Annotated in this window: 21 protein-coding genes; 17 read left to right on the top strand and 4 right to left on the bottom strand. The window is 57.1% G+C overall.

Going from position 1 to position 21444, the window contains the following annotated elements:
- Positions 1 to 16 precede the first annotated feature (16 nt).
- The 9 genes from ICA15_RS00620 to ICA15_RS00575 all read left to right on the top strand — a co-directional run bounded on the left by ICA15_RS00620 (position 17) and on the right by ICA15_RS00575 (position 10115).
- A complete protein-coding gene (locus ICA15_RS00620) occupies positions 17 to 418 on the top strand; it encodes a hypothetical protein (RefSeq protein ID WP_210555486.1) in 402 nt (133 codons plus the stop codon).
- 50 nt (positions 419 to 468) lie between these two features.
- Complete coding sequence (locus tag ICA15_RS00615; RefSeq protein WP_210555487.1) at positions 469 to 1077, top strand: tail assembly protein; 609 nt, start codon at positions 469 to 471, stop codon at positions 1075 to 1077.
- Entirely contained in the window at positions 1074 to 1340 is a 267-nt protein-coding gene (locus ICA15_RS00610; protein ID WP_210555488.1) for a hypothetical protein, read from the top strand. The genes ICA15_RS00615 and ICA15_RS00610 overlap by 4 nt, the downstream gene beginning before the upstream one ends.
- A 332-nt stretch (positions 1341 to 1672) precedes the next feature.
- The gene (locus ICA15_RS00600) at positions 1673 to 5278 is read left to right on the top strand and encodes a DUF1983 domain-containing protein (protein WP_210555489.1); all 3606 of its coding nucleotides are present in this window, start codon (positions 1673 to 1675) and stop codon (positions 5276 to 5278) included.
- Complete coding sequence (locus tag ICA15_RS00595; protein ID WP_210555490.1) at positions 5278 to 5574, top strand: hypothetical protein; 297 nt, start codon at positions 5278 to 5280, stop codon at positions 5572 to 5574. The genes ICA15_RS00600 and ICA15_RS00595 overlap by 1 nt, the downstream gene beginning before the upstream one ends.
- Before the next feature lie 8 nt (positions 5575 to 5582).
- Positions 5583 to 6308 (top strand): hypothetical protein, encoded by a 726-nt coding sequence (locus ICA15_RS00590; protein ID WP_210555491.1) that lies wholly within the window; start codon positions 5583 to 5585, stop codon positions 6306 to 6308.
- A gap of 144 nt (positions 6309 to 6452) precedes the next feature.
- Positions 6453 to 7472, top strand: a complete 1020-nt coding sequence (locus tag ICA15_RS28510; RefSeq protein WP_210555492.1) for a tail fiber domain-containing protein — start codon at positions 6453 to 6455, stop codon at positions 7470 to 7472.
- A gap of 171 nt (positions 7473 to 7643) precedes the next feature.
- Positions 7644 to 9635 carry an acyltransferase family protein gene (locus tag ICA15_RS00580; RefSeq protein WP_210555493.1) on the top strand — a complete coding sequence of 664 codons (1992 nt, stop codon included), beginning with the start codon at positions 7644 to 7646 and terminating at the stop codon, positions 9633 to 9635.
- Between the two features lie 57 nt (positions 9636 to 9692).
- Complete coding sequence (locus tag ICA15_RS00575; RefSeq protein ID WP_210555494.1) at positions 9693 to 10115, top strand: cell wall hydrolase; 423 nt, start codon at positions 9693 to 9695, stop codon at positions 10113 to 10115.
- 85 nt (positions 10116 to 10200) lie between these two features.
- Here ICA15_RS00575 and ICA15_RS00570 read toward each other — a convergent pair whose 3' ends face one another.
- Both ICA15_RS00570 and ICA15_RS00565 read right to left on the bottom strand, forming a co-directional pair.
- On the bottom strand, positions 10201 to 10665 hold the full coding sequence (locus ICA15_RS00570) for a hypothetical protein (RefSeq protein WP_210555495.1): 465 nt from the start codon (positions 10663 to 10665) through the stop codon (positions 10201 to 10203).
- Between the two features lie 200 nt (positions 10666 to 10865).
- Positions 10866 to 11207 carry a hypothetical protein gene (locus tag ICA15_RS00565; RefSeq protein ID WP_210555496.1) on the bottom strand — a complete coding sequence of 114 codons (342 nt, stop codon included), beginning with the start codon at positions 11205 to 11207 and terminating at the stop codon, positions 10866 to 10868.
- A gap of 210 nt (positions 11208 to 11417) precedes the next feature.
- Between ICA15_RS00565 and ICA15_RS00560 the strand changes: the two genes are divergently transcribed.
- Entirely contained in the window at positions 11418 to 12641 is a 1224-nt protein-coding gene (locus tag ICA15_RS00560) for a HEPN domain-containing protein (RefSeq protein ID WP_210555497.1), read from the top strand.
- A 177-nt stretch (positions 12642 to 12818) separates the two neighbouring features.
- Here ICA15_RS00560 and ICA15_RS00555 read toward each other — a convergent pair whose 3' ends face one another.
- Entirely contained in the window at positions 12819 to 13028 is a 210-nt protein-coding gene (locus tag ICA15_RS00555) for a hypothetical protein (RefSeq protein ID WP_210555498.1), read from the bottom strand.
- 519 nt (positions 13029 to 13547) lie between these two features.
- On the opposite strand from ICA15_RS00555, the gene ICA15_RS00550 reads away from it, so the two are divergent.
- The 7 genes from ICA15_RS00550 to ICA15_RS00520 all read left to right on the top strand — a co-directional run bounded on the left by ICA15_RS00550 (position 13548) and on the right by ICA15_RS00520 (position 19940).
- Positions 13548 to 14528, top strand: a complete 981-nt coding sequence (locus ICA15_RS00550) for a quinone oxidoreductase family protein (RefSeq protein ID WP_210555499.1) — start codon at positions 13548 to 13550, stop codon at positions 14526 to 14528.
- A 14-nt stretch (positions 14529 to 14542) separates the two neighbouring features.
- A complete protein-coding gene (locus tag ICA15_RS00545) occupies positions 14543 to 15391 on the top strand; it encodes a TauD/TfdA dioxygenase family protein (RefSeq protein WP_210555500.1) in 849 nt (282 codons plus the stop codon).
- Positions 15392 to 15477: 86 nt separating this feature from the next.
- A complete protein-coding gene (locus ICA15_RS00540; protein ID WP_210555501.1) occupies positions 15478 to 16530 on the top strand; it encodes a 3-keto-5-aminohexanoate cleavage protein in 1053 nt (350 codons plus the stop codon).
- Between the two features lie 92 nt (positions 16531 to 16622).
- Positions 16623 to 17951, top strand: a complete 1329-nt coding sequence (locus ICA15_RS00535; RefSeq protein ID WP_210555502.1) for an MFS transporter — start codon at positions 16623 to 16625, stop codon at positions 17949 to 17951.
- Complete coding sequence (locus ICA15_RS00530) at positions 17948 to 18610, top strand: DsbA family oxidoreductase (protein ID WP_210555503.1); 663 nt, start codon at positions 17948 to 17950, stop codon at positions 18608 to 18610. The genes ICA15_RS00535 and ICA15_RS00530 overlap by 4 nt, the downstream gene beginning before the upstream one ends.
- Positions 18607 to 18933, top strand: a complete 327-nt coding sequence (locus tag ICA15_RS00525) for a Rieske (2Fe-2S) protein (protein ID WP_210555504.1) — start codon at positions 18607 to 18609, stop codon at positions 18931 to 18933. The genes ICA15_RS00530 and ICA15_RS00525 overlap by 4 nt, the downstream gene beginning before the upstream one ends.
- Entirely contained in the window at positions 18930 to 19940 is a 1011-nt protein-coding gene (locus ICA15_RS00520) for a YeiH family protein (protein ID WP_210555505.1), read from the top strand. Before ICA15_RS00525 ends, ICA15_RS00520 begins: the two co-directional genes overlap by 4 nt.
- A gap of 152 nt (positions 19941 to 20092) precedes the next feature.
- On the opposite strand, the gene ICA15_RS00515 is transcribed toward ICA15_RS00520, so the two are convergent.
- Positions 20093 to 21142: an AraC family transcriptional regulator gene (locus tag ICA15_RS00515; protein WP_150616577.1), complete on the bottom strand. Its 1050-nt coding sequence runs from the start codon at positions 21140 to 21142 to the stop codon at positions 20093 to 20095.
- Between the last annotated feature and the right edge of the window lie 302 nt (positions 21143 to 21444).

Below are 21444 nucleotides of genomic sequence, written 5' to 3'. Positions count from 1 at the left end.
TAAGGGAGTGACCTGCATGAAATTGATCGTAGGAGCGCTGACGGTAGCGCTGTTGGCGGGGTGTGCGACTTCGCCAGTTCCGGCCGACAAGGCTGATCCAGTGCCGAGCAATCGGCTTTTCGCCTTCAGTGGGAAGTCTGAATCCCAGCTTGTTGTTACGCGCGACAGCGGCCTATATGGATCCGGCTGCAATTACCGGCTGTACATTGATGGAGCCCTGGCAGCTGAATTCGCCTCAGGCGAGGTGGCTCGGTTTGGAGTAAAAGCCGGAAAACATATCCTTGGAATCAAGCCGAGCGCCGCATGTGGCGGCTGGGGCTTGGTTGAGCGCGAGGTCGATGTAAAAACCGGTGAGACGGTCAGGCGTCGAATCACGCTGTCGGGCGACAATTTCGACATTTCACCCACGGCAATTTAAATGCATTCCCAAGCCCGCATCAGCGGGCTTTTTTGTGCTCGGAGAAGAACATGGCTGACGTTGCAGCTGTTTACAATCCAATGACCACGATCCTTCTGTCTGGCTCATTGGCCAAGAAGTTTGGGCGAGTCCATCGTCGTCAAGTGGACAGTAAGCGTGTTTGGGAGGCTTTGAAGGCGTTGAAGGTGACGCTGGAGGGTTTTGAAGATGAGATCCGGCGTCTTGATCGGCTAGGGATGCGATTCGCCATCTTTCGCAATCGGAAGAACGAAGCGGTAGAGGGTTTTGATCTGGGTGGTACTCGTGAGGTCCGAATAGTCCCAGTCGTCTCGGGCAGCAAGCGCGCCGGGTTGATGCAGACCGTTTTGGGAATCGTGCTAATCGCCGTCGGCTTTTTCGCCTACGGGTCTACCACGGCTCAAGGTGCGGCATTGATCGCAGGCGGTATCGCCTCGACCGCAGGCGGCGTGATCCAAATGCTCAGCCCACAAGCAAAGGGGCTCTCGCAAAGCGCCTCCCCCGAAAATTCCCCGTCCTACGCCTTCGGCAGCGCCAAGAACACCACAGCCAGCGGAAACCCGGTTCCGATCTGCATCGGCGAACGCCGGTGGGGCGGGATGATCATCTCGGCCTCAATCCTGGCAGAGGACAAAGCATGACCCTAGTTACCTACGGCATCACGATCCACGACCTGCAGCGACTTGAAGGTGGATTGGTTTGCGGCGAAGAGGCGGTGGTGGCCGTTCTGGATAACGGGCGCGAGATTCATCGCGAGCGTTTCACAGGCAAATGCACATCGCCAAGCGGCTACACGCGAAAGTATCGCGGCAAGCCAGGCCTTACCGCCGCTCTGATCTCTGGCAGCTGCCGTATGGGTTTCAGCTTGAGTGAGCCGGCAAAGGCTGCTCCAGCCCACCCATAAAATCATCTGAGCCAAGTCGGTGAGATCCGTATTCAACTTGGTACCTTGGCCATCGAGATTTGGCCTCGGCTTCTGCTGCCTCTTTTGAAGCATAGATGTCGACGAATCGCCATGGCGAGCTTTGCACAACGCCCCAACCCAGTACGCAATCTGCGTTATCCGGGTCTTTTGGAAGGTTTTTAGCGAGGCTTCTGATTGACATGGCCGGTCCTCGGTTGTGAGAAAGCAGGAAATTACTACTCCGCAACGTGTGGTCGCTACTGGCATTTCATCCACGCTGTATGGACACCCACACCGCTCGCGAGGCGGTTTTTTTATGCCTGGAGGAAAGCATGGGCGCAGCAGCACAGATCGATATCCACGGCGAGAAGGGCGGCAGCAGCAAGCCCAAGTCGCCGACCGAAGCCAGCGACAGCCTGCGCTCTACCAACTTGGCAAAGCTGCTGATCGCCGTGGGCGAGGGTGAGTTCGATAGCGTTCCGACCGATTACGACATCTACCTGGACAACACGCCAATCCGTGATGCCAGCGGCAACTACAACTTCCCGAATGTGAAGTGGGACTGGCGCCCTGGTTCGGTGGATCAGACCTACATCCCGGGTATTCCATCTGTGGAGAACGAGACGTCGCTGAACATTGAGCTGCGCAGCGATTCGCCGTGGGTGCGCTCGATCACCAACACTCAACTTTCGGCCGTGCGCATGCGTTTGGCCTGGCCAGCGCTTCAGCGCTCTGACGATCAGGGCAACGTCGGCGGCTACCGCATCGAATACGCGATCGACGTGGCCACTGATGGCGGCTCCTACCAGCAGGTGCTGGTGGATGCCGTCGACGGCAAGACCACCACGCGTTACGAGCGCTCAAACCGCGTCGATTTGCCGGATGCAACCAGTGGCTGGCAGATCCGTGTGCGCCGCCTGACGCCGAACCAGAACAGCAACAAGATTGCTGACACCATGTTGGTGGCGGGTTACACCGAGGTCATCGACGCAAAGCTGCGCTACCCGAACACCGCGCTGCTCTACATCGAGTTCGACGCCGAGCAGTTCACCAACATCCCGGCCGTGACCGTGAAGTGCAAGGCCCGGCGCTGGATGGTGCCGAGCAACTACGACCCATTCCAGCGCACCTATACCGGAACGTGGGACGGTTCGATGAAATCGGCCTGGACCAATAACCCGGCGTGGATCACTTACGGCATATGCACCGAAGACCGTTTCGGTCTGGGCAAGCGCATCAAGTCTTTCATGGTCGACAAGTGGGAGCTGTACCGGATTGCTCAATACTGCGATCAGCTGGTACCGAATGGCTTGGACGGTGTGGAGCCGCGTTTCCTTTGCGACATGAACCTACAGGGCAAGGCTGACGCCTGGTCGCTGCTACGCGATATCTCGGCGATATACCGGGGCATGACCTACTGGGCTCAAGGTCAGCTGGTGATGCAGGCGGACATGCCGCGCGCTCAGGACTTCGACTACGTCTTCACCCGGTCCAATGTGATCGACGGCAAGTTTTCTTATGGCAGCGCCTCGGCGAAAACCCGTTATACCCGGGCACTGGTCAGTTACGACAACCCGGCCAACAATTACGACACCGACGTCATCCCCTTCGCCGATCTGAATCTGCAGCGCCGCTACGGCGACCGCCCGACCGAGCTGAGCGCCATTGGCTGCACTCGCGCCTCAGAGGCGCAGCGCCGTGGCAAGTGGGCGATCCTCAGCAACAACCAAGACCGCACTGTTTCATTCAAGACCGGTATGGAGGGAGTGATTCCGCTGCCTGGGCACATCATCCCGGTGGCCGATTCGCTGCTCGCCGGTCGTGAGGTCGGCGGCCGCATCTCGGCGGTGGCGGGGCGGGTGATCACGCTCGATCGCGATACCCAGGCCAAGGCCGGCGATCGGCTGATCATCAACCTGCCGGGCGGCCGTGCCGAAGGCCGTACAGTGCAAAGCGTCAACGGCCGCGGCGTTACCGTCACGGTCGCCTACAGCGAGCCGCCGGTGTCGCAGTTGCAATGGGCGCTCGATGCCGATGACTTGGCTATCCCGCTGTACCGCGTGCTGCGAACCAAGCGGACCACCGAGGGTGACTACGAAATCAGCGCACTCCAGTTCGAACCGAGCAAGTTCGCTTTCATCGACACCGGCGCACGCCTAGAAGAACGCCCGATCAGCGTAATCCCGATCACCGTAGTTCCGGCGCCGGCGAGTGTCACTGTCTCGTCGACATCCTCAATCGTTCAAGGGATGGCCGTGGCCACCATGACGATCAGCTGGCCTGTCGTGGATGGCGCAGTCGGCTATGACGTCGAGTGGCGTAAGGACAGCGGCAATTGGATTAAGGTGCAGCGTACTGGCATGACCAACGTGGACGTCGTAGGCATTTATGCCGGCGCCTACGTGGCCAGGGTTCGTGCGGTGAGCGCGTTCGACATCACGTCGCCATGGCGCAACTCGATCCTGACCAACCTCAGCGGTAAGCAGGGGTTGCCGCCGGCGGTGTCGTTCCTGCGTACTGTCAGCAAGGTCTACGGCATCGGCCTTGAGTGGGGGTTTCCACCAGGCGCCGAAGATACTCAGCGGACTGAGATCTGGAACAGCAAGACCAACGACCTCGCCGCTGCTGTGAAGTTGGCAGACTTTGCCTATCCACAGGCGAATCACGAAATGCAGAACGTCGTTCCCGGTACCAGCCTGTTTTTCTGGGCGCGGCTTGTAGATCGAACTGGAAACGTTGGCCCATGGTTCCCCGCGGTAAACGGGGTCAACGGGCAGGTAAGCATCGACCAGTCCGAGTACGAGCAATACTTCCTCGGCAAGATCCAGGAGTCGGCGCTCGGCCAAAAGCTGTTTGAGGAAATCGGGAAGATTTCTGGTGACGGTGAAGGCTCGGTGAATGAGCGGCTTGAGCAGGCCAAGCAGGAACTGCAAGACCTAATCAGCGAAATCACCGACGCCATGGCGTATGACCCGACCAAGCCGTACAGCAAAGGCGAGGTGGTCCGGCTTGATGGACGATTGTTCTCGGCGGTGAAGGCGGTGCCGATCGACACCGCTCCTCCGAATGCCGAGTTCTGGTACGACATGGGCACGATTGCCGAGACCACCAACGCGATGGCGCTGCAGATCCAGCAGCATTCGACCAAAATTGAAGACATCGACGGTAAGGTCACCGCGCAGGCGTCAACGATGCAGGCCCTGCAAGCAGCGTGGCGAGAGGATGACGGCACCGGCGCAATGAGTGAGGCGCTGAAGGCGTATCAGAACACGGCCAGCATCGTGACGAATGAGAAGGTGGTAGCGGAGGAGAAGCTTGCGTCAGCGACGCGCTTCACGTCCCTCGATGCTGCGGTGGGGAAGAATGCCGCCAATCTCTCAACGCTAGAATCTGCGATTGCAACGGACAAGGAAGCTACTGCGCAGCGAATCGAGACCATCTCGGCCACCGCCAACAACGCCACCGCAAAAGCAGAAACCGCGAGCACTGCTGTTTCCGGCTTGAACGGCAAAGTGTCTGCGCTCACCACCATCAAAACATCCACTACCGTCGGTAACAGGACGGTGATGGCCGGACTCGCCATCGGCGTGGAAGGAGAGCAGCAAGAGTCGCAGATCCTTGCGTTCGCTCAACGGTTCGCGATCCTCGATGAGGTGAGCGGCCAAATGATTGCGCCATTTGTAGTACAGGGCGGCCAGGTGTTCATGAACACCGCAATCATCAGCCAAGCCTTCATCAAGGAGCTGGTCTTGGGTATGACGCTTCGATCGGCGGCTCTCAACTCGCAAGGGTTGCCATTGCTGGAGATCGACATACCGGCGGGTACGTTCACGCTTCGTGGCCAGTCCAGCACCGGTTATACGTTGCTGAACAACAACGGCATCTATGTCTATGACTTGAACTACATCGAACGCGCAGCGCTCGGGAAGATGACGTAATGGATTATTACGGTGCGAGAACGAAAGACGCCATGGGGCGGGTAACGCTTGAGTCGTCAACGATGACAGTCCGGTCGATTGTGACCAGGCAAGTCACCGTTCCGCCCATCACCAGTGACTTCACGAGCTTTATCAGCATGCCGGAGATTACTGCGCAGTCGTTTGTATGCGTGACCCTCACCAGCCAGCCGAATGAGAACTTTTCGTTGCCCGCTGTGTTTTGGTCGCCAGGGCAGCTCAGGGTTCGGCGGGGACAAGGGCTCGTGCTCAACGTGTTTATTCTGACCTACCAATAGGAGGCGGCATGGACTATGGATTCAGGTCGCGTAACGGCCAGAATTTCTTCCAGATCGACAATGACAACAAAGTCTTGAACGTAGCGGCATCTGGCAGCTACGCGATAGGGAAAACCCCCACGTCATCGACAACGATCACCACGGCGGTGATCACTTACCCAGCGCCAATAACAACTGCCGAAGCGCCACATGTGTTCTTGAATCCGAACAACCACGGTATGTATCACACGTTGATGCAGATGGGCGGGCCGGGCAACTGGACCGGCTTCTACTTCAGATTGCATTTGATGGCGCCTTTCAACAGTACCGACTGTAGCGGTCGATGGCTGGTCGCTACATTCCGTTCAACGTCACCACCCAATGAATACGATCTGCGTTTGCGTAATGCTGCGAATGAACAGATTTTTGTGGGTGCGGACAATCTTCTGGTGATGACAGGTTTCCCGATCAATGAAGGCTGGACGCTGGACAACCGCGGAGGCGAAGTGTCCGGGATCTACTGGAGCGGCTACCAGATGCCTTGGACGGGTTCCTATGAGGATTACTTCCTCGCCTCGACCTTGCTCGGAGGGAAGATTTACAACGGCAACACAACACTGGACACGCCCTGCGGTTTTCACGCGGGAGTTCGGACTACCCTCAATGGCTATGTCGGTGCAGTGGTGAGTTCGGAGGGGGGCACTGCCAAAAACGGCAGAACCACTTTTGCTGCACGACCCATGCGCCCGTTATGAAAAACCGAGCCCGCCCAGTGCGGGTTTTTTATTATCCAGAATTAGGATACTTCCATGCCTTGGCTTAGGATTGGGTCAGTTAATGTAACGAACGGGTCGACAACGGTATCTAGTGTAAGCGCAGACTTTGCGGCGAACGCAAAAGTGGGTGACGCCTTCATTGGTCAGGATGGTTTGAGTTACGAAATCGGTAATATTGCAAGTGCGACGGTGATGTCCATCGTTCCGGCTTACAAGGGGCCGACAGCCATTGGTGCGCCCTATGCAATCATGCCGGTGCAGGGCTATCCCAAGGCACTTGCCGACGCATTCAGCGATATCAATCGTCAGTGGGGGGTGAAGCTTTCCGCGCTCGGCACCACCGGTAATTACGAAATTCTGCCCATATCGAAGGGAGGAACAGGCACTTCAAATTTGAGTACTGATGCGGTCCCCGAAGGACCTACCAACAGATACTTTTCCGGCAGCAGAGTGCTAGCGTCCTTGTTAGATGGGTTGAGCACAGCCAGCGCAGCCGTAATCGTTGCGGGTGATAATGTTCTTTCAGCACTCGGGAAGCTTCAGGCGCAAATAACCGGTAGAGCGCTCAAGGGCAATAACAACGATATCACTGGTCTATTAGCGACTGCCTACGTTCGCACAAGCGGCACAACCAATGTGGCGCAAGGTCAGGGGCTTTATCAGCTTTGGAATACCGGCGCGGGTGGGTTGGTCGGATCGGGTGATTGGGTTTGCAACCAAGGTGGTGGCACGGGTGGCTTCAGTTGGCGCTCTGTGAATCTAAATAACACCGCGACCGGCCCCACCATGACCTACACCTACGCCGGAAACCTCAATGTTCCAGGCACCGTTAGCCAAGGTTCAGACCGTCGCCTGAAGACAAACGACGTTGAAATTCTCGATGGCCTTGATCGAATCCTGCAAATCCGCCCGGTCGAGTTTGACCGTCGTGACTTCCTTGACTCCACTGAATACCCACACCATGAAGTGGGGGTAATCGCTCAGGAGCTTTTCGAGATCACACCGTTACTGGTCACTCCAGCGAAACCGGATATTGAAGAGGATATCTGGCGGGTGAATTACACAGGCCTGATTCCCTACTTGGTATCGGCTATCAAAACTCTAAAGGCCGAACTCGATGAGCTGAAGGCGAACGCTCAATAGATGTATCCAAACGGCACAGATCCCGCCGTTGCGCCTTCGCACCAACGACAGAGAAAAAGTGAGGCTTGCACTGAAGGAATCTAGACTATGAACGGTTTATTCAGCATTGGATTGATGGGGTTGTTCAGGTAAGTTGTCGCGCAAATCAGATATCTGGAAGATTTACGCCTGATGAATGTTGGCCAGCCGGAAGGCAGTTTTACCGTCTCAAAGAAACCTCATGCACCGATTCATCCAAAATATCGTGCCGACATTGATGGTCTGCGGGCCATCGCTGTCTTGGCCGTTGTTGGATTTCACGCCTTTCCTTCCTTCCTTCGTGGCGGGTTTGTTGGCGTCGACGTTTTTTTTGTGATCTCTGGGTTTCTGATCTCGAGCATCATTTTCGGAAGCCTAGATCGATCGTCATTCAGTTTTGCAGAATTCTACGGGCGTCGGGTCAGGAGGATATTTCCAGCGCTGATCACCGTTCTTCTTGTCACATTGCTGGCTGGCTGGTTTCTGCTGTTTGTCGATGAGTATTCGCAGCTTGGCAAACACACCGCTGCGGGCGCCGGGTTCGTTTCAAACCTCGTCCTATGGGGAGAAAGCGGATACTTCGACAATTCCGCCGAAACAAAACCGCTGCTTCACCTCTGGTCTTTGGGTATAGAAGAGCAGTTCTATATCGTGTGGCCGATCCTACTTTGGGCTTTTCACAAAGCACGGCTGAACTTCCTGTGGGTGCTGGTCGGGTTGGCTTGTGCCTCGTTCCTGCTAAACATCATCGGGGTTGAAAAAGATCAGGTAGCGACCTTTTATTCTCCTCAGACCCGATTCTGGGAACTGTTGGCCGGATCTGCTTTGGCCTACCTCTTGATGTATCGTCCTTCGGAGAGCGAAGCTGTAAATGGCAAGCTCCTGCGGAATTTGAAGGCGCTGCTGGGTGCTTTTCTGGTTGGTTCTGCGTTAGTTCTGGCGAGCAAGGACAGGGCTTTCCCGGGCTGGTGGGCAACACTTCCTGTGCTCGGCTCGGCTTTGCTTATCTCGGCCGGACCGCATGCGTGGCTAAACCGCGTCGTGCTTTCCAATCGAGTTCTGGTCTGGGTCGGCCTGATCAGCTTCCCTTTGTACCTCTGGCATTGGCCGTTGCTGTCATTTGCCCGAATTGTTCAAGGTGGAGAGCCGTCTTTCGCCATGCGTACAGCCTTGGTTGCGGCATCAATTGCTTTGGCCTGGGCGACTTACGTTGTTATCGAGCGCCGCACGAGGCATGTTCGTTCGCTCGCCCCAGTGCTGGTTTTCATGATGCTTGTAATAGGTGCTGCTGGCTTCGGTATCTTCGCAAGTGGCGGGGCGCCGGAGCGCGCTATCGCCGTGAAGTCGACCGACATGCAGCCCGCCAAGGACATTCCTGATTACAGGGCGTGTACAGGTGCTGGCTTGTCTGGCTTGGATATGTGTAAGGAGCCAAGTGCGATCGCACCGAATATCGCCCTTGTGGGTGATAGCCACGCCGACGACAAATTCCCCGGCATCGTAGCGAGCGACAAACAACGATCATGGATATTGCTCGCCAACAACAGTTGCCCGCCAGTGCTTGGCGTTTCGGTAGTCGGCAGTCAGCCAGATTGCAGTCGCCGCATGGAGGCGATTTTCGGCTGGCTGCAACAACAGGAGGGCGTCCGCGTCGTTGTGCTCTCGTTCTTTGGTGGGTATTTCCTGCCAAGCAAATACGCAGCGGATCACGTTAAGAGCGGTCTGGGGCCGGGTTTTGTGAAAATCAGCATGGATGGAGTTGAAGGCCTGTCCTATGCCGATATGTTCAAAGCGGGGCTGGATAGCGCGATTTCAAGACTGGAGGGATCCGGTAAGAGAGTGGTCGTGAATATCGACGCCCCTGAGCTCCCTTGGTTTCCCCGGGACTGCTTGAGAAATCCATTGATGAATTGCACGCTGACGCGGCCCGATGTTCTCGCCCGACAGGGTGAGCTTCGGCGCATGCTTGAGGCGCTGCAGGCTAAACACCCGAAACTGGAAGTGTACGACCCGCTGGGCGTCTTCTGCGCGAATGACGTTTGCAGCATCAGCAAGGGTGGGGTTTTGCTATATCGAGATTCCCACCACCTTTCCGAAAGGGGGAGTCGAATCTATGCCGAAGATTTCCTTCGCATATTGAAATAGCCCTGATCTAAACCCGAGCCGGCCATTGCGCCGGCTTTTTTTCGCCTGGAGAAAAGCATGACCTTTACTGAAAGAGACCGCGACATTCTTGCTCGCACGCTGTGGGGCGAGGCGCGCGGTGAAGGAACGGCCGGCCAAATGGCCGTGGCCTGGACGATTCGTAATCGTGTGTTCGACGGAAAGGAGAAGTCATGGTGGGGAGAAGGCTACGCGGGCGTTTGCCAGAAGCCGTACCAGTTCAGCTGTTGGAACAAGACCGACCCGAACTATCAGTTCCTGATCGGCGTGAAGCAGATCCCGCTCCGCGAGCTGGCGCAATGTCGGATCGCTGCTGACCAGGTGATCGATGGAAAGGTGCCAGATCCAACCGGCGGCGCCACGCACTACTACGCCACCAGCATCAAGGCGCCGGCATGGGCGGCGAAGGCCAAGCAGACCTTGAAGCTCGGGCACCACATCTTTTTCAGAGACGTCCCGTAAGCGAGATTCCCTGCAAGAATTTGAATCTAGGTGATATTCCCACGGCATAAGTTACAAATATCGCGTCGATAGATGCGCAGTAAATCTACATAATGACCACAAGCTTTTTAGACTGACATACATACATTGCATTACCTTTTGGAATCTCTAGGGCGATTGCGTAAGCTCCCGGTACAAGCGCTGTAGTGTCTAAAACAAAGTTATACCCTGAATTAGTAAGCTCCTTGTTATTATAGGCCTTAGCTACATCAGGACGGTCGAATCTCACAGGGTCCTTGGCAGTTGCTTCGCCTTGTGCGCCAGTTAGGCGCATTTGCAGGTTTTGCGCTGTAACTTGTGTGGCGTCGTCAAATGCCCAGCCCTGAATTTCAACTTTGCCTCGCTTAACATATACAATAGCGTCGGGTTTTCCAGAAATTACATCCACGCTGCATTTATCTGAGCCGTTCATAGTTACGGTTTTACTCGCAGTGTTGTCGTCGCAGCCTGAAAGAAAGACCGCTGTGAGAGACATAAAAGCTGCCGCACTGATTTTGCTCATGGTTTTCATGTTAACCGTCTAGGCCTGAAATTGGCGCATTCTACGTCAATCCATCCCATTTGGTTATCTTTGGCTACGCCTTTTTGACGACCTATCCCCTCCAGGATTCTTGCGACTAACAGCCTTGAAAGAGCTTTAATCGTACGCTAGCTCTGTCAGCTAATCCCCTGCGTTGCGTGAGCGCAGTCTGCTTATCCGGATTCTGTACGCTATTCTCGCTCCGCCTGCTCATTGAGCAGTCGCTGGTTCTCATGGAGCGGACGGTCACACTGATCTGCGACCTGCGTGAGGTTCCTGACTTGGCTGAGCAACTCCGTGCTCTCGCTTTGTATGCAGGCAATTTCAGACCTTCGGTCAGCCAGTTGCGAGCGCAGCGCATCTCGCTCGCCGGCAACTTCGTTATTCATCTCCACCAATCTGAAAATTTTGTCCCGAGCCTGGCGCAGTTGCAGGTTCAGCTCCGGAACTTCGTTCTCGTAGAGCAGGATTTGATTCCGGCAGGTTTCGATTGGCGTTGGGCTCAGAGCCAATCTGTTATGACTGACCGACATCGACCCGATGCTGTCCTTCAATCCGCCCGAAAGCAGACACTACTGGCTGAGCAACACGTCGACACCACCCGTTCGTGCGTAGCTGCTCAGTTTCGTTTGCCTCATCCGGACACGCGATCATGCGCCCATTGCAGGAGCCTCACCAAGGATGGCTAGATCTGGATAGAATCGGTCGATTTATAGGTGGCACTTCACGCGGGAGATTTTTCAATGGATAGATGGGGCGTCCTTGGCGAGGTTCTTAAGTTCGAAATCGAAAACTACGGGGACACGCTTATCTCGGAGATTCCCGCGCAGTTTGGCGGTGGAACGCACGTTTCGGTGCAACCCAATCTATTAGATGCGGTGCAGCAGCTTCCAGAAATGAAGGAGTTTAGTGATTCGTTCATCTACACGGGAAACGGCAGATTCAGCCTGCAATCGCGTTTGGTTGGAGAAGCCCTTATTCGTCTCGGTGTAAAATACGGCGTTGATGCGGCGCTGAAAGGACTCTCTAGCTTCTTAGCAACCGGGCATACCATCAGTTCCGAGATAATAATTTTAGGTGGAATAACGGTGCAAGAAAGGACTGCCATCGGACATGGATTATTTTTGTGTCCTCCAGAGGACGTTCCTGTCGACGAATTTCAAAAACAGTATTCCCAGGCGAAGAGGCATAGCCCATCGATCCCACTCGGGAAATTTGATCTTTCGGAAAAAAAAATTGCAGGGGCGGCATTGATCCGACCGAACGCTAAACATAGCCGATTTGTCACACACTCCAGCACGGCACAACCCGGGCCCGATGCCCTCCTAGCAATGACAGCGGTGCAACTGCTCACACTTATAGGTCCGAGTTCGCCAATTGTTTATCGACATTTTTTTGAGCTTGACGATGGTGAATTCCTAAAAGGCAGTAGCCCCGAAGGATATGGATGGGCAAATGAAGAAACTCGGGTCTCTCATAACGTCCAAGTAGGACTACCTGACTTCGACGGATTTGAAGAGCTTGTCTTAAAGTTTATTAGCCTGACCGAAAAGGACCGAACGCACCTCGCTGTTTCGCTACATCGCTTGAATGAGGCCGTCCGGCACCGTAGCGAGGTCGATAAGGCCTTGGATCTCGGTATAGCCCTGGAGTCTTTATTACTTTCTGGGAAGAAGGAGAAGGAGCAACTGTCGTTGCAGTTCCGATTGAGGGGGGCATGGCTTCTAGGCCAAAACGGCTCGCATAGAACCGAACTCTACCGTCAGTTTCAGGAGTTATACGACCTGCGATCAATGGCGGCTCATACGGGGACGGTGTCACTTAAAAAAGGATCAGTGTCCGACGTTTTATCGAATGGTCAACGACTGTGTGCGGACGCTATAAAACGGATAATCGAGAATGGTGGTTATCCTGATTGGGGTGCTCTTGTAGTAGGGGCCGACTACATTGTTGAATCGGAAGGGTAGCCATTGCTACTTGATGGTGTCGCCTAAAACGTCAGTCATGGCGTGCTAGAACAACATGCGTGGGGCTCGCCCTACAGCGCGCAGCGCCGTTGCCGACTGCCTGTGCTTGGTGTGGCTTAAGGCTTTGAGTAGTCGTCGAACGGCAGCCTTTCGCGAATGGCAGCTATTCGATAGCAGTTAGTCGGGCGTCATCAAAACCGCTAGCGTCATCTTGATGAATTCTTCGTTCTTGTCGATTACCCATAGTGCGCCGCGGACGTTCTCCGCGACGTCGGCAGATCCGCGCTGTTCGACCCAGTTCGTCAATTCCATGATGGCGGCTTCGAGCGCGAGTTGGTTTTCGTTGATCTTGAAGAGTAGGGAAGGGAGCAGATCAGAGTTCGGCATTTTGGTTTCCTCCGTGGACGAAACCAGAGTAGCAGGGAGATTGATTGTTGGCAGAGCGCCGGGGAGAGCGCCAATAGGCGCGGGGACTTTTTCGGGGATTCGTAAATTTCAGTGAAGGTCAGTGCGGCACCGTTTGCAGCGAGCGCCGATAGAAGACTCAACAAATACTGGGGTTTCATCCCGTTTTCAAGCATGGGGTGCTAGGGGTCGAGTGTTCGAATCACTCCGTCCCGACCATTATTCCTGAGTAAACTCAGACACTTAAGCCGATCAGTCAGATCGGCTTTTTTGTACCCGCGCAAAACTGCCCGTTGTCTTCTCAGATCCTTAAGAAGGTCGGGCCACCCAACAAGCTCGACAAGCCCCCCAAACATCTCCCAAGCCCCCATCTCCCCAGTTGTCACCAAATGAAAAGCCATTGTCGTCTGATGAGAAGCGGTTCGTCAGGCTGCGTCCTACAGTCCAGTCAGCGTTAATCGACGCTGCACGCCAAACTGGCAGACTGGAGAATAAGAAAACATGGCCAAAGCCGTACGCTTTTACGAAACCGGTGGTCCCGAAGTCCTTCGTTATGAGGAGGTCGACGTTGGCGACCCCGGTCCGGGCCAGGTTCGGCTGCGTCATGTGGCGGTTGGCCTGAACTATGCCGATACATACTTTCGCAATGGTACTTACCCGATCCCGATGCCAAATGGTATGGGGGTTGAAGCCTCCGGTGTGGTTCAGGCTATTGGCGAAGGGGTTACCCATGTACAAGTGGGTGATCGTGTCACTTACACCGGTTTTCTCAATACCCTGGGTGCCTATAGCACTGAGCGTTTGATCCCCGCCGCGCCGCTGATCAAGCTGCCGGAAACCATCAGTTTCGAGACTGCCGCCGCCATGACGATGCGCGGCCTGACGTCGGCGTACCTGATGCGGCGCATTTATGATTTCAAGGCCGGCGACAGCATTTTGCTGCATGCCGCTGCTGGTGGCGTGGGCCTGATCGTTTCGCAGTGGGCCAAGCTGCTTGGCCTGACTGTCATCGGTACGGTGTCCACCGAGGCCAAAGGTGAAATCGCTCGGGCCCATGGCTGCGACCAGGTCATCAATTACAGCCATGAAGATGTCGCCTCGCGCGTTCGCGAGCTGACCGATGGCGTCGGCGTCAACGTGGTGTTCGACAGCGTCGGCAAGAACACCTTCATGGGCTCGCTCGATTCGCTCAAGCGCCGTGGTCTGATGGTTTGCGTCGGCACGGCATCTGGTCCGATTCCGGCTCTCGATCCGGTGATGCTGGCGATGAAAGGTTCGCTTTTCCTGACGCGTCCGGCCCTGGCCGATTACATCGCCGACCCGGCGGAAAAAGCCGCGTTGGCGGGTGAGTTGTTCGACCATGTTGGCAGTGGTCGGATCAAGATTGGGATTAACCAGCACTACGCTTTGCAGGACGCTGTCCAGGCTCATCGCGACCTGGAATCACGCAAGACCACAGGCTCGTCGATTTTCGTCATCTAAGGGAGTCGCCTGCCATGAAAGTCGAACAATTGACCTGCAGCATTGGCGCCGAACTGATCGGCGTGAACCTCGCCGATGCGGTGCATGACGACGGTCTTTTTGCCGAGATTCGTGCCCAGTTGCTCAAGCATCGGGTGGTGTTCCTGCGTGATCAGGACATTACTCGCGCCGAGCACGTAGCGTTCGCCCGTCGCTTCGGCGAGCTGGAAGGTCATCCGGTGGCGGGCAGTGATCCGGAGCATCCCGGGCTGGTGCGCATCTACAAGAACCCCGATCAGCCGATGGATCGCTACGAAAATGCCTGGCACACCGACGCAACCTGGCGCGAGGCGCCACCGATGGGGTGCGTGCTGCGTTGCGTTGAGTGCCCACCGGTGGGCGGCGACACGATGTGGGCCAACATGGTCGAGGCTTACGCGCGTTTGCCGGAGGACGTGAAGGTGAAGATTGCCGACCTGCGTGCCCGTCACAGCATCGAAGCGAGCTTTGGCGCCGCCATGCCGATCGAGAAGCGTCTGGCGCTCAAGGATATGTACCCGGATGCCGAGCACCCGGTCGTGCGCACCCACCCGGAAACCGGGGAAAAGGTGCTGTTTGTCAACGCGTTCACTACGCACTTGAGCAACTACCACACCCCCGACCGGGTGCGCTTTGGTCAGGACGCCAACCCCGGCGCGAGCGAGTTGCTGCGCTACCTGATCAGCCAGGCCTATATCCCCGAGTATCAGGTGCGCTGGCGCTGGAAGCCCAACAGCATCGCCATTTGGGACAACCGCAGCACCCAGCACTATGCCGTCATGGATTACTCGCCGTGCCATCGCAAGATGGAGCGTGCCGGAATCATCGGCGACAAGACTTACTGATCGAGCCCTTTTGCATCGCACTCGTAAACACGTCTGCCCGGCATGATCGCGGGTGGGCGCGACAATCATAAGAACAGGAGTAACCCATGCAATTCTTCGACGATTCCCTGCACCCGGAAAACATGGAAAAGGTCGTCATCACCGTGGCTCCGTATGGCCCGGAATGGATGCCGGAGGACTTCCCCGAAGACATCCCGCTGACCATGGACGAGCAGGTGCAAAAAGCGGTCGAGTGTTATGAGGCCGGTGCCACGGTCTTGCACTTGCACGTGCGCGAATTGGACGGCAAGGGCTCCAAGCGTTTGTCCAAGTTCAACCAGTTGATCGCCGGCGTGCGTGAAGCCGTGCCGGACATGATCATCCAGGTCGGTGGTTCGATTTCCTTTGCCCCTGAAAGCGATGGTGAAGCCGCCAAGTGGCTGTCGGACGATACGCGACATATGCTCGCCGAGCTGACGCCAAAACCGGATCAGGTCACGGTGGCGATCAACACCACTCAGATGAACATCATGGAGCTGCTCTATCCGCAATACCTGGAAGGCACGACCCTGGCCAACCCGCTGGTTCAGGCCGCCTACAGCGAAATGACCGTGCCGGCCGGCCCGGCCTGGGTTGCCGAGCACCTCAAGCGTCTGATGGACAACGGCATCCAGCCGCATTTCCAGCTAACGGGCATGCATGCCATGGAAACCCTTGAGCGTCTGGTGCGCAAGGGCGTCTACAAGGGCCCGTTGAACCTGACCTGGATCGGCATCGGCGGCGGTTTCGATGGCCCCAACCCGTTCAACTTCTTCAACTTCATCCATCGCGCGCCGGACGGTTGCACCCTGACCTCAGAGTCGCTGCTCAAGAATGTGATGCCGTTCAACACGATGTCGATGGCCATGGGTCTGCACCCGCGTGTGGGCAATGAGGACACTATCATTGATCACAAGGGCGATCGGTTCGGCTCGGTTGCGCAGATCAAACAGACCGTGCGGATCGCGCATGAACTGGGTCGCGACATCGCCACCGGCAAAGAAGCGCGTGAGATCTACCGCATCGGCGTGCAGTACCAGAGCATCGAAGAAACCCTGTTGGCCAACGGTATGGCGCCCAACCGAAAGGCTGGGCAAAAAGGTGTGCCGCAACGCGGCTGATTGGCAGTAGAGGCGGAAGGTCCATGGCCTCCCGCCCGCTGCACTGCAACACGCTTGATAACAACAATAAGACAAAGCTTTGAGGAGGCTGAATGGCCTTTCACCCAATCGCCGCAGACGATGACGACGATGCTGTCGGCGTCGCGCGCCCGTATGCCTGGATCGTCTTTGCACTGACGTTCGGGCTGTTGATTTCCGATTACATGTCGCGCCAGGTGTTGAATGCGGTGTTCCCGCTGCTCAAGGGCGAATGGGCGCTGAGCGACGGCCAGCTCGGCCTGCTCAGTGGCATCGTCGCCCTGATGGTCGGGCTGCTGACGTTCCCGCTGTCGTTGCTGGCGGACCGCTTTGGCCGGGTCAAGAGCCTGGCGCTGATGGCATTGCTGTGGAGTCTGGCCACGTTGGGTTGCGCCTTCGCGCAGGACTATCAACAGATGTTCATTGCGCGATTCATGGTTGGCGTCGGCGAAGCGGCGTACGGCAGCGTCGGCATCGCGGTGGTGATCTCGGTGTTTCCCAAACACCTGCGGGCCACGCTGGCCAGTGCCTTCATGGCGGGCGGGATGTTCGGTTCGGTATTGGGTATGGCGCTGGGCGGGGCAATCGCGAGCAAGCTTGGCTGGCGCTGGTCGTTTGCCGGTATGGCGCTGTTCGGCCTGCTGCTGGCAGTGCTTTACCCGATCATCGTCAAGGAAGCACGCATTGCGCCGCAGCGTGCGTCCCTCGCGGCGAACAAAGCGGCGGCAGCAATCAAGCGGCCATTGCGCACGCTGTTTTCCAGCCGCTCGGTGATCGCGGCCTATATCGGCAGTGGCCTGCAACTGTTCGTCGCCGGCACCGTCATTGTGTGGATGCCCAGTTATCTCAATCGCTATTACCACATGGCCACGGACAAGGCGGGCGGGGTCGCGGCGATCATCGTGCTGTGCAGCGGCGCGGGAATGATTCTGTGTGGCGTGCTCAGCGATCGACTGTGTCGCCATTCGCCGGAACGCAAAGTCGCCCTGGCCATCGCCTACTGCCTGGGCAGTTGCCTGTTGTTGTCGGCAGCGTTCGCCCTGCCAGCGGGGCCGGTGCAATTGGCGCTGATCGGCCTCGGCATGTTGATCGCGGCCGGCACGACTGGGCCTTGCGGCGCCATGGTCGCCAACCTCACGCATTACTCGGTCCATGGCACGGCTTTCGCCACGTTGACCCTGGCCAACAACATGCTCGGGCTGGCGCCTGGGCCGTTCATCACCGGCAGGCTGTCCGATGTGATCGGCTTGCAGGCAGCTTTCCAGTTTGTGCCATTGCTCAGCATCGCGGCGGCCGCCGTGTTCTTTTATGCCAAGTGTCATTACCACAAGGACATTGCCCGGCTTAAGGGTGAGCGGATCGATGATCTGGTGGACGAATCCGTCGTAGGGGTGAAGTTGTGAGTGGTCGTTTACGTATTGATGTGTTCTTCGATTTCATCTGTCCCTGGTGCCTGATCGGCAAGCGTCAACTGGAACATGCGCAGGTACAGTTTCGCAGTCGCCATCCGGGTGTGCAGATCACCACGGTGTGGCATGGCATGCAATTGTTGCCGCAGTTGCCGGCACAAGGTGAGCCCTTCGCCGATTTTTATCGCAAGCGCCTGGGCAATGCCGATGCAGTGCTCATGCGTCAGACCCAGGTGCAGCAGGCTGCCGCAGCGGTCGGACTGGCCATTGATTTCAGCCATATCGCGACAATGCCTAACACCGCAGACGCGCATCGTTTGTTCCAGCGCGCCAGTGAGCTGGGCAATCTTGCCCATCGTGACATCTTGCTTGAGCGCCTCTTCGCCGCTTATTTCCAGAGAGGCGAAGACCTCGGATGCCGCGAGACCTTGCTCGCGATTGTCCGCTCCTGCGGCATGAATGCGGAGGCCTTCGCCGATTGCCTGACGGGCGATGGCACGGCATTTGGCGGATCACCCGGAGCGAACAGTGGCGTGCCGAGTTTTCAGTTCGACCGCCGCATGACGGTGGTAGGCGCGCAACCTGCTGCGGCATTGCTTGGGGCCATGAGTCAGTCACTGAAAGAAAGTGATTGCGAGCGGCAGCCGACATGAGTCTTCGTATCCCTGTGCCTGCCGGAAAACTCCCGCGCGTGGGCGCTCGTGCACTGTTCGAATTCGATGACAAAAGCCTGGCGATTTTCAACGTCGAGGGCGATCTGTTCGCCATCGACGACAGTTGCCCGCACCAAGGCGCCTCGTTGTGTGGCGGGCGCCTTGAGGGGCGAGTGATTCAGTGCTGCGCCCACGGTCTGCGCTTCGATCTGCGCAGCGGTTACTTGCTCAATTCCAGCGCAGTCAAAGTTGCCAGCTACCCGGTCGAACTCATCGACGGTCAGGCATACATCGTTGTCGTTGCCGAGGAGTCCGCGCCATGAGCGCCATTGCTCTGACTCGTATTCACAGCCGAACACGGGAGCTGGCGCCAGGTTTTGTCGTCAGCTTGATCGTTGCCGGCGCAGCCTCTTTTTTGTCCGAGCATTACGCTGCGCCGGTGATGCTGTTCGCGTTGTTGCTGGGCATGGCGCTCAATTTTCTTGCCGGTGACGGTGTCTGCAAGGCCGGCATCGAGTTCACTGCGCGCACGGTGTTGCGCATCGGCGTGGCGCTGCTGGGCATGCGCATCACCCTCGAGCAAATGGCGGCGTTGGGCTGGAAGCCTGTGGTGCTGGTGGTGATTTTGGTGGTGGTGACCATCGGCGTCTCGGTGATCGCGGCCAAGGCAATGGGCTTTCAGCGTTTGTTCGGCATGCTCACCGGTGGCGCCACGGCGATTTGCGGTGCCTCGGCCGCGTTGGCGCTGGCGGCGGCATTGCCGAACCATCCGCAGAAAGAACGCGCGACATTATTCACGGTGATCGGGGTGTCGGCGCTGTCGACCCTGGCGATGATCGTTTACCCGATGATTGCCAATTGGCTGTCGTTGTCACCGCAAGTGGCAGGCGTATTCCTCGGGGCGACCATCCACGATGTCGCCCAGGTCGTCGGCGCCGGTTACAGCATGTCGACCGAAACCGGTGATACGGCCACGGTGGTCAAGTTGATGCGGGTCGCCATGCTGCTGCCGGTGATCGTGTGCGCGGCGATGATCTCTCGCATGCAGGGCGCTGACCCCACCGGCAAACGGCCGCCGCTGCTGCCTTGGTTCGCCGTCGGGTTTCTGATTCTGGCCTGCGTCAATAGCACTGGATGGATAGCCCCGGTGGTGCAGGGATCGGTCAATGAGTTGTCGCGCTGGTGCCTGGTGGTTTCCATCAGTGCCTTGGGCATGAAAACCCAGCTCAAGGAGCTGGCGGCTGTCGGCATCAAGCCGATCCTGCTGATGGTGGGGGAGACGGTGTTCCTTGTTGTGCTGGTGCTGTTGTTGCTGCGTTGGGGCCTCTAGAGCCTGACGCGAACGCTTATGGCAGGGCTGCACTGCGTTTGACTCTGATCGCAGTGGGGCTTCGACCGGAGTGATGAACACCGGTCTTTTGCGGCGATTGCACCAGCAATTGCCGTTTTTTTTGTCAGTTGCGCGAGGGGTTTTCAGTCGTCTCAGGGTTCCGTGTGGCCGGGCAGGGGGCTCGGCGTACTGGCTGGCTTGGGTTGTTTTTGCGCGCTGCGCCAAGCTGCCGGCGGCATGCCGAACTGGGTGATGAACCAACGTGTGAAGGAACTTGCCATTGAATAGCCAAGCATGTCCGCGATCCGGCCCAGCGAGTAATTCGGGTTTTCCAGATAGCGCAGCACCAGGTCACGGCGCACGTCGTTGATCACGTCATTGAAGGCGCAGCCGTCATCTTTGAGACGGCGCTGCAACGTTCGAACGTTCATGCCGTGGGTCTGGGCGATTTGCTCGATGGTGGCGCGTCCCATCGGCAACAAAAGGTAGATGGCTTTGCGCACCTCGAACAGCATCGAAGGGCCTTCGTGGTTCAGCAATGAGTCGAGGTAGCTCTGGGCATAGCGCGCCATTGCCGGGTCAGCCAAGGGGTTGGGCACGTCAAGGCTGGTATTGGGGCAGACAATGCCATTGAACTCGCTACCGAACTCCAGCTTGCAGCCGAACAGGCGACGATGCAGTTGCAGGTTGTCGGGGGGCTGATGCGTGAAATTGACACTGTAGGGATGCCAGTGGGCGCCGAGCAGGGCCGCGCACAAGCGGAACATCACCCCGATTGCCAGTTCATTGGCTTGTCGGCAGGGCATCGGCGATTCAGTCACCACCTCTTCGCGAATGATCACCATCTTGCCGGCCTCCTCGATGAAGAGGGCCAGCGAATCGTTCATCAGATGGCGGTAGTGCACCAACACTTGCAACGTGTCGCGCAGCGTCCGCTGATGGCTGAGCAGCAGGCTGACCACGCCAAAGTCCGAGAGCTGGCGTGACTCGGCCATGCTCAGCCCGAAGCTCTGGCAGCCACTGGCCGCTGCCGAATCCTCAAGCAGGCGCACGGCGGCGTCGATCGGGATGCGATGTTCAGGGGCTTGCAGTTTGGCCTTGCTCAAGCCGACACCGGCCAGCACATCACCCGGATTGAATCCCAGGTATTGAGTGACCTCCAGGTAGTTGGTCAAGACGGCGGCGCGAACAAGCTTGGGCATGCGAAGGTCTTTCCTGAGCCGGTTGCGATTCAAATTTGCGTGGCGACTATAGCCAGCACATCAGCAATTGAACAGTTGTGACGTTGTCGAAAACCGTCGCCCGATGCTGTCCAGAATCACCCCGCCGTTGTGCCGCAGTCGACGCTCACCCATTGATTACAGTGAGCTGTGGAGAACCTGCGGGGATATTCGACCAATGGTCGCTTCGCGCCAATACCTGAAACTTTGTCATGAAAAGAAAAGAGCCTGACGTCCAATGAAAAGCGCTTCGGGCGGGCGCTATCTAATGTCGGAACTATAAA

Source organism: Pseudomonas sp. P116 (assembly GCF_020149425.1).
Lineage (GTDB): Bacteria > Pseudomonadota > Gammaproteobacteria > Pseudomonadales > Pseudomonadaceae > Aquipseudomonas > Aquipseudomonas anatoliensis.
This window is presented reverse-complemented; position numbering and strand designations above follow the sequence as displayed.

Excerpts from the sequence above, each read along its gene's own strand:
- ICA15_RS00620 (WP_210555486.1), top strand. The coding sequence starts at position 17 with ATGAAATTGATCGTAGGAGCGCTGACGGTAGCGCTGTTGGCGGGGTGT.
- ICA15_RS00615 (WP_210555487.1), top strand. The coding sequence starts at position 469 with ATGGCTGACGTTGCAGCTGTTTACAATCCAATGACCACGATCCTTCTG.
- ICA15_RS00610 (WP_210555488.1), top strand. The coding sequence starts at position 1,074 with ATGACCCTAGTTACCTACGGCATCACGATCCACGACCTGCAGCGACTT.
- ICA15_RS00600 (WP_210555489.1), top strand. The coding sequence starts at position 1,673 with ATGGGCGCAGCAGCACAGATCGATATCCACGGCGAGAAGGGCGGCAGC.
- ICA15_RS00595 (WP_210555490.1), top strand. The coding sequence starts at position 5,278 with ATGGATTATTACGGTGCGAGAACGAAAGACGCCATGGGGCGGGTAACG.
- ICA15_RS00590 (WP_210555491.1), top strand. The coding sequence starts at position 5,583 with ATGGACTATGGATTCAGGTCGCGTAACGGCCAGAATTTCTTCCAGATC.
- ICA15_RS00580 (WP_210555493.1), top strand. The coding sequence starts at position 7,644 with ATGAATGTTGGCCAGCCGGAAGGCAGTTTTACCGTCTCAAAGAAACCT.
- ICA15_RS00575 (WP_210555494.1), top strand. The coding sequence starts at position 9,693 with ATGACCTTTACTGAAAGAGACCGCGACATTCTTGCTCGCACGCTGTGG.
- ICA15_RS00570 (WP_210555495.1), bottom strand. The coding sequence starts at position 10,665 with ATGAAAACCATGAGCAAAATCAGTGCGGCAGCTTTTATGTCTCTCACA.
- ICA15_RS00565 (WP_210555496.1), bottom strand. The coding sequence starts at position 11,207 with ATGTCGGTCAGTCATAACAGATTGGCTCTGAGCCCAACGCCAATCGAA.
- ICA15_RS00560 (WP_210555497.1), top strand. The coding sequence starts at position 11,418 with ATGGATAGATGGGGCGTCCTTGGCGAGGTTCTTAAGTTCGAAATCGAA.
- ICA15_RS00555 (WP_210555498.1), bottom strand. The coding sequence starts at position 13,028 with ATGCCGAACTCTGATCTGCTCCCTTCCCTACTCTTCAAGATCAACGAA.
- ICA15_RS00550 (WP_210555499.1), top strand. The coding sequence starts at position 13,548 with ATGGCCAAAGCCGTACGCTTTTACGAAACCGGTGGTCCCGAAGTCCTT.
- ICA15_RS00545 (WP_210555500.1), top strand. The coding sequence starts at position 14,543 with ATGAAAGTCGAACAATTGACCTGCAGCATTGGCGCCGAACTGATCGGC.
- ICA15_RS00540 (WP_210555501.1), top strand. The coding sequence starts at position 15,478 with ATGCAATTCTTCGACGATTCCCTGCACCCGGAAAACATGGAAAAGGTC.
- ICA15_RS00535 (WP_210555502.1), top strand. The coding sequence starts at position 16,623 with ATGGCCTTTCACCCAATCGCCGCAGACGATGACGACGATGCTGTCGGC.
- ICA15_RS00525 (WP_210555504.1), top strand. The coding sequence starts at position 18,607 with ATGAGTCTTCGTATCCCTGTGCCTGCCGGAAAACTCCCGCGCGTGGGC.
- ICA15_RS00520 (WP_210555505.1), top strand. The coding sequence starts at position 18,930 with ATGAGCGCCATTGCTCTGACTCGTATTCACAGCCGAACACGGGAGCTG.
- ICA15_RS00515 (WP_150616577.1), bottom strand. The coding sequence starts at position 21,142 with ATGCCCAAGCTTGTTCGCGCCGCCGTCTTGACCAACTACCTGGAGGTC.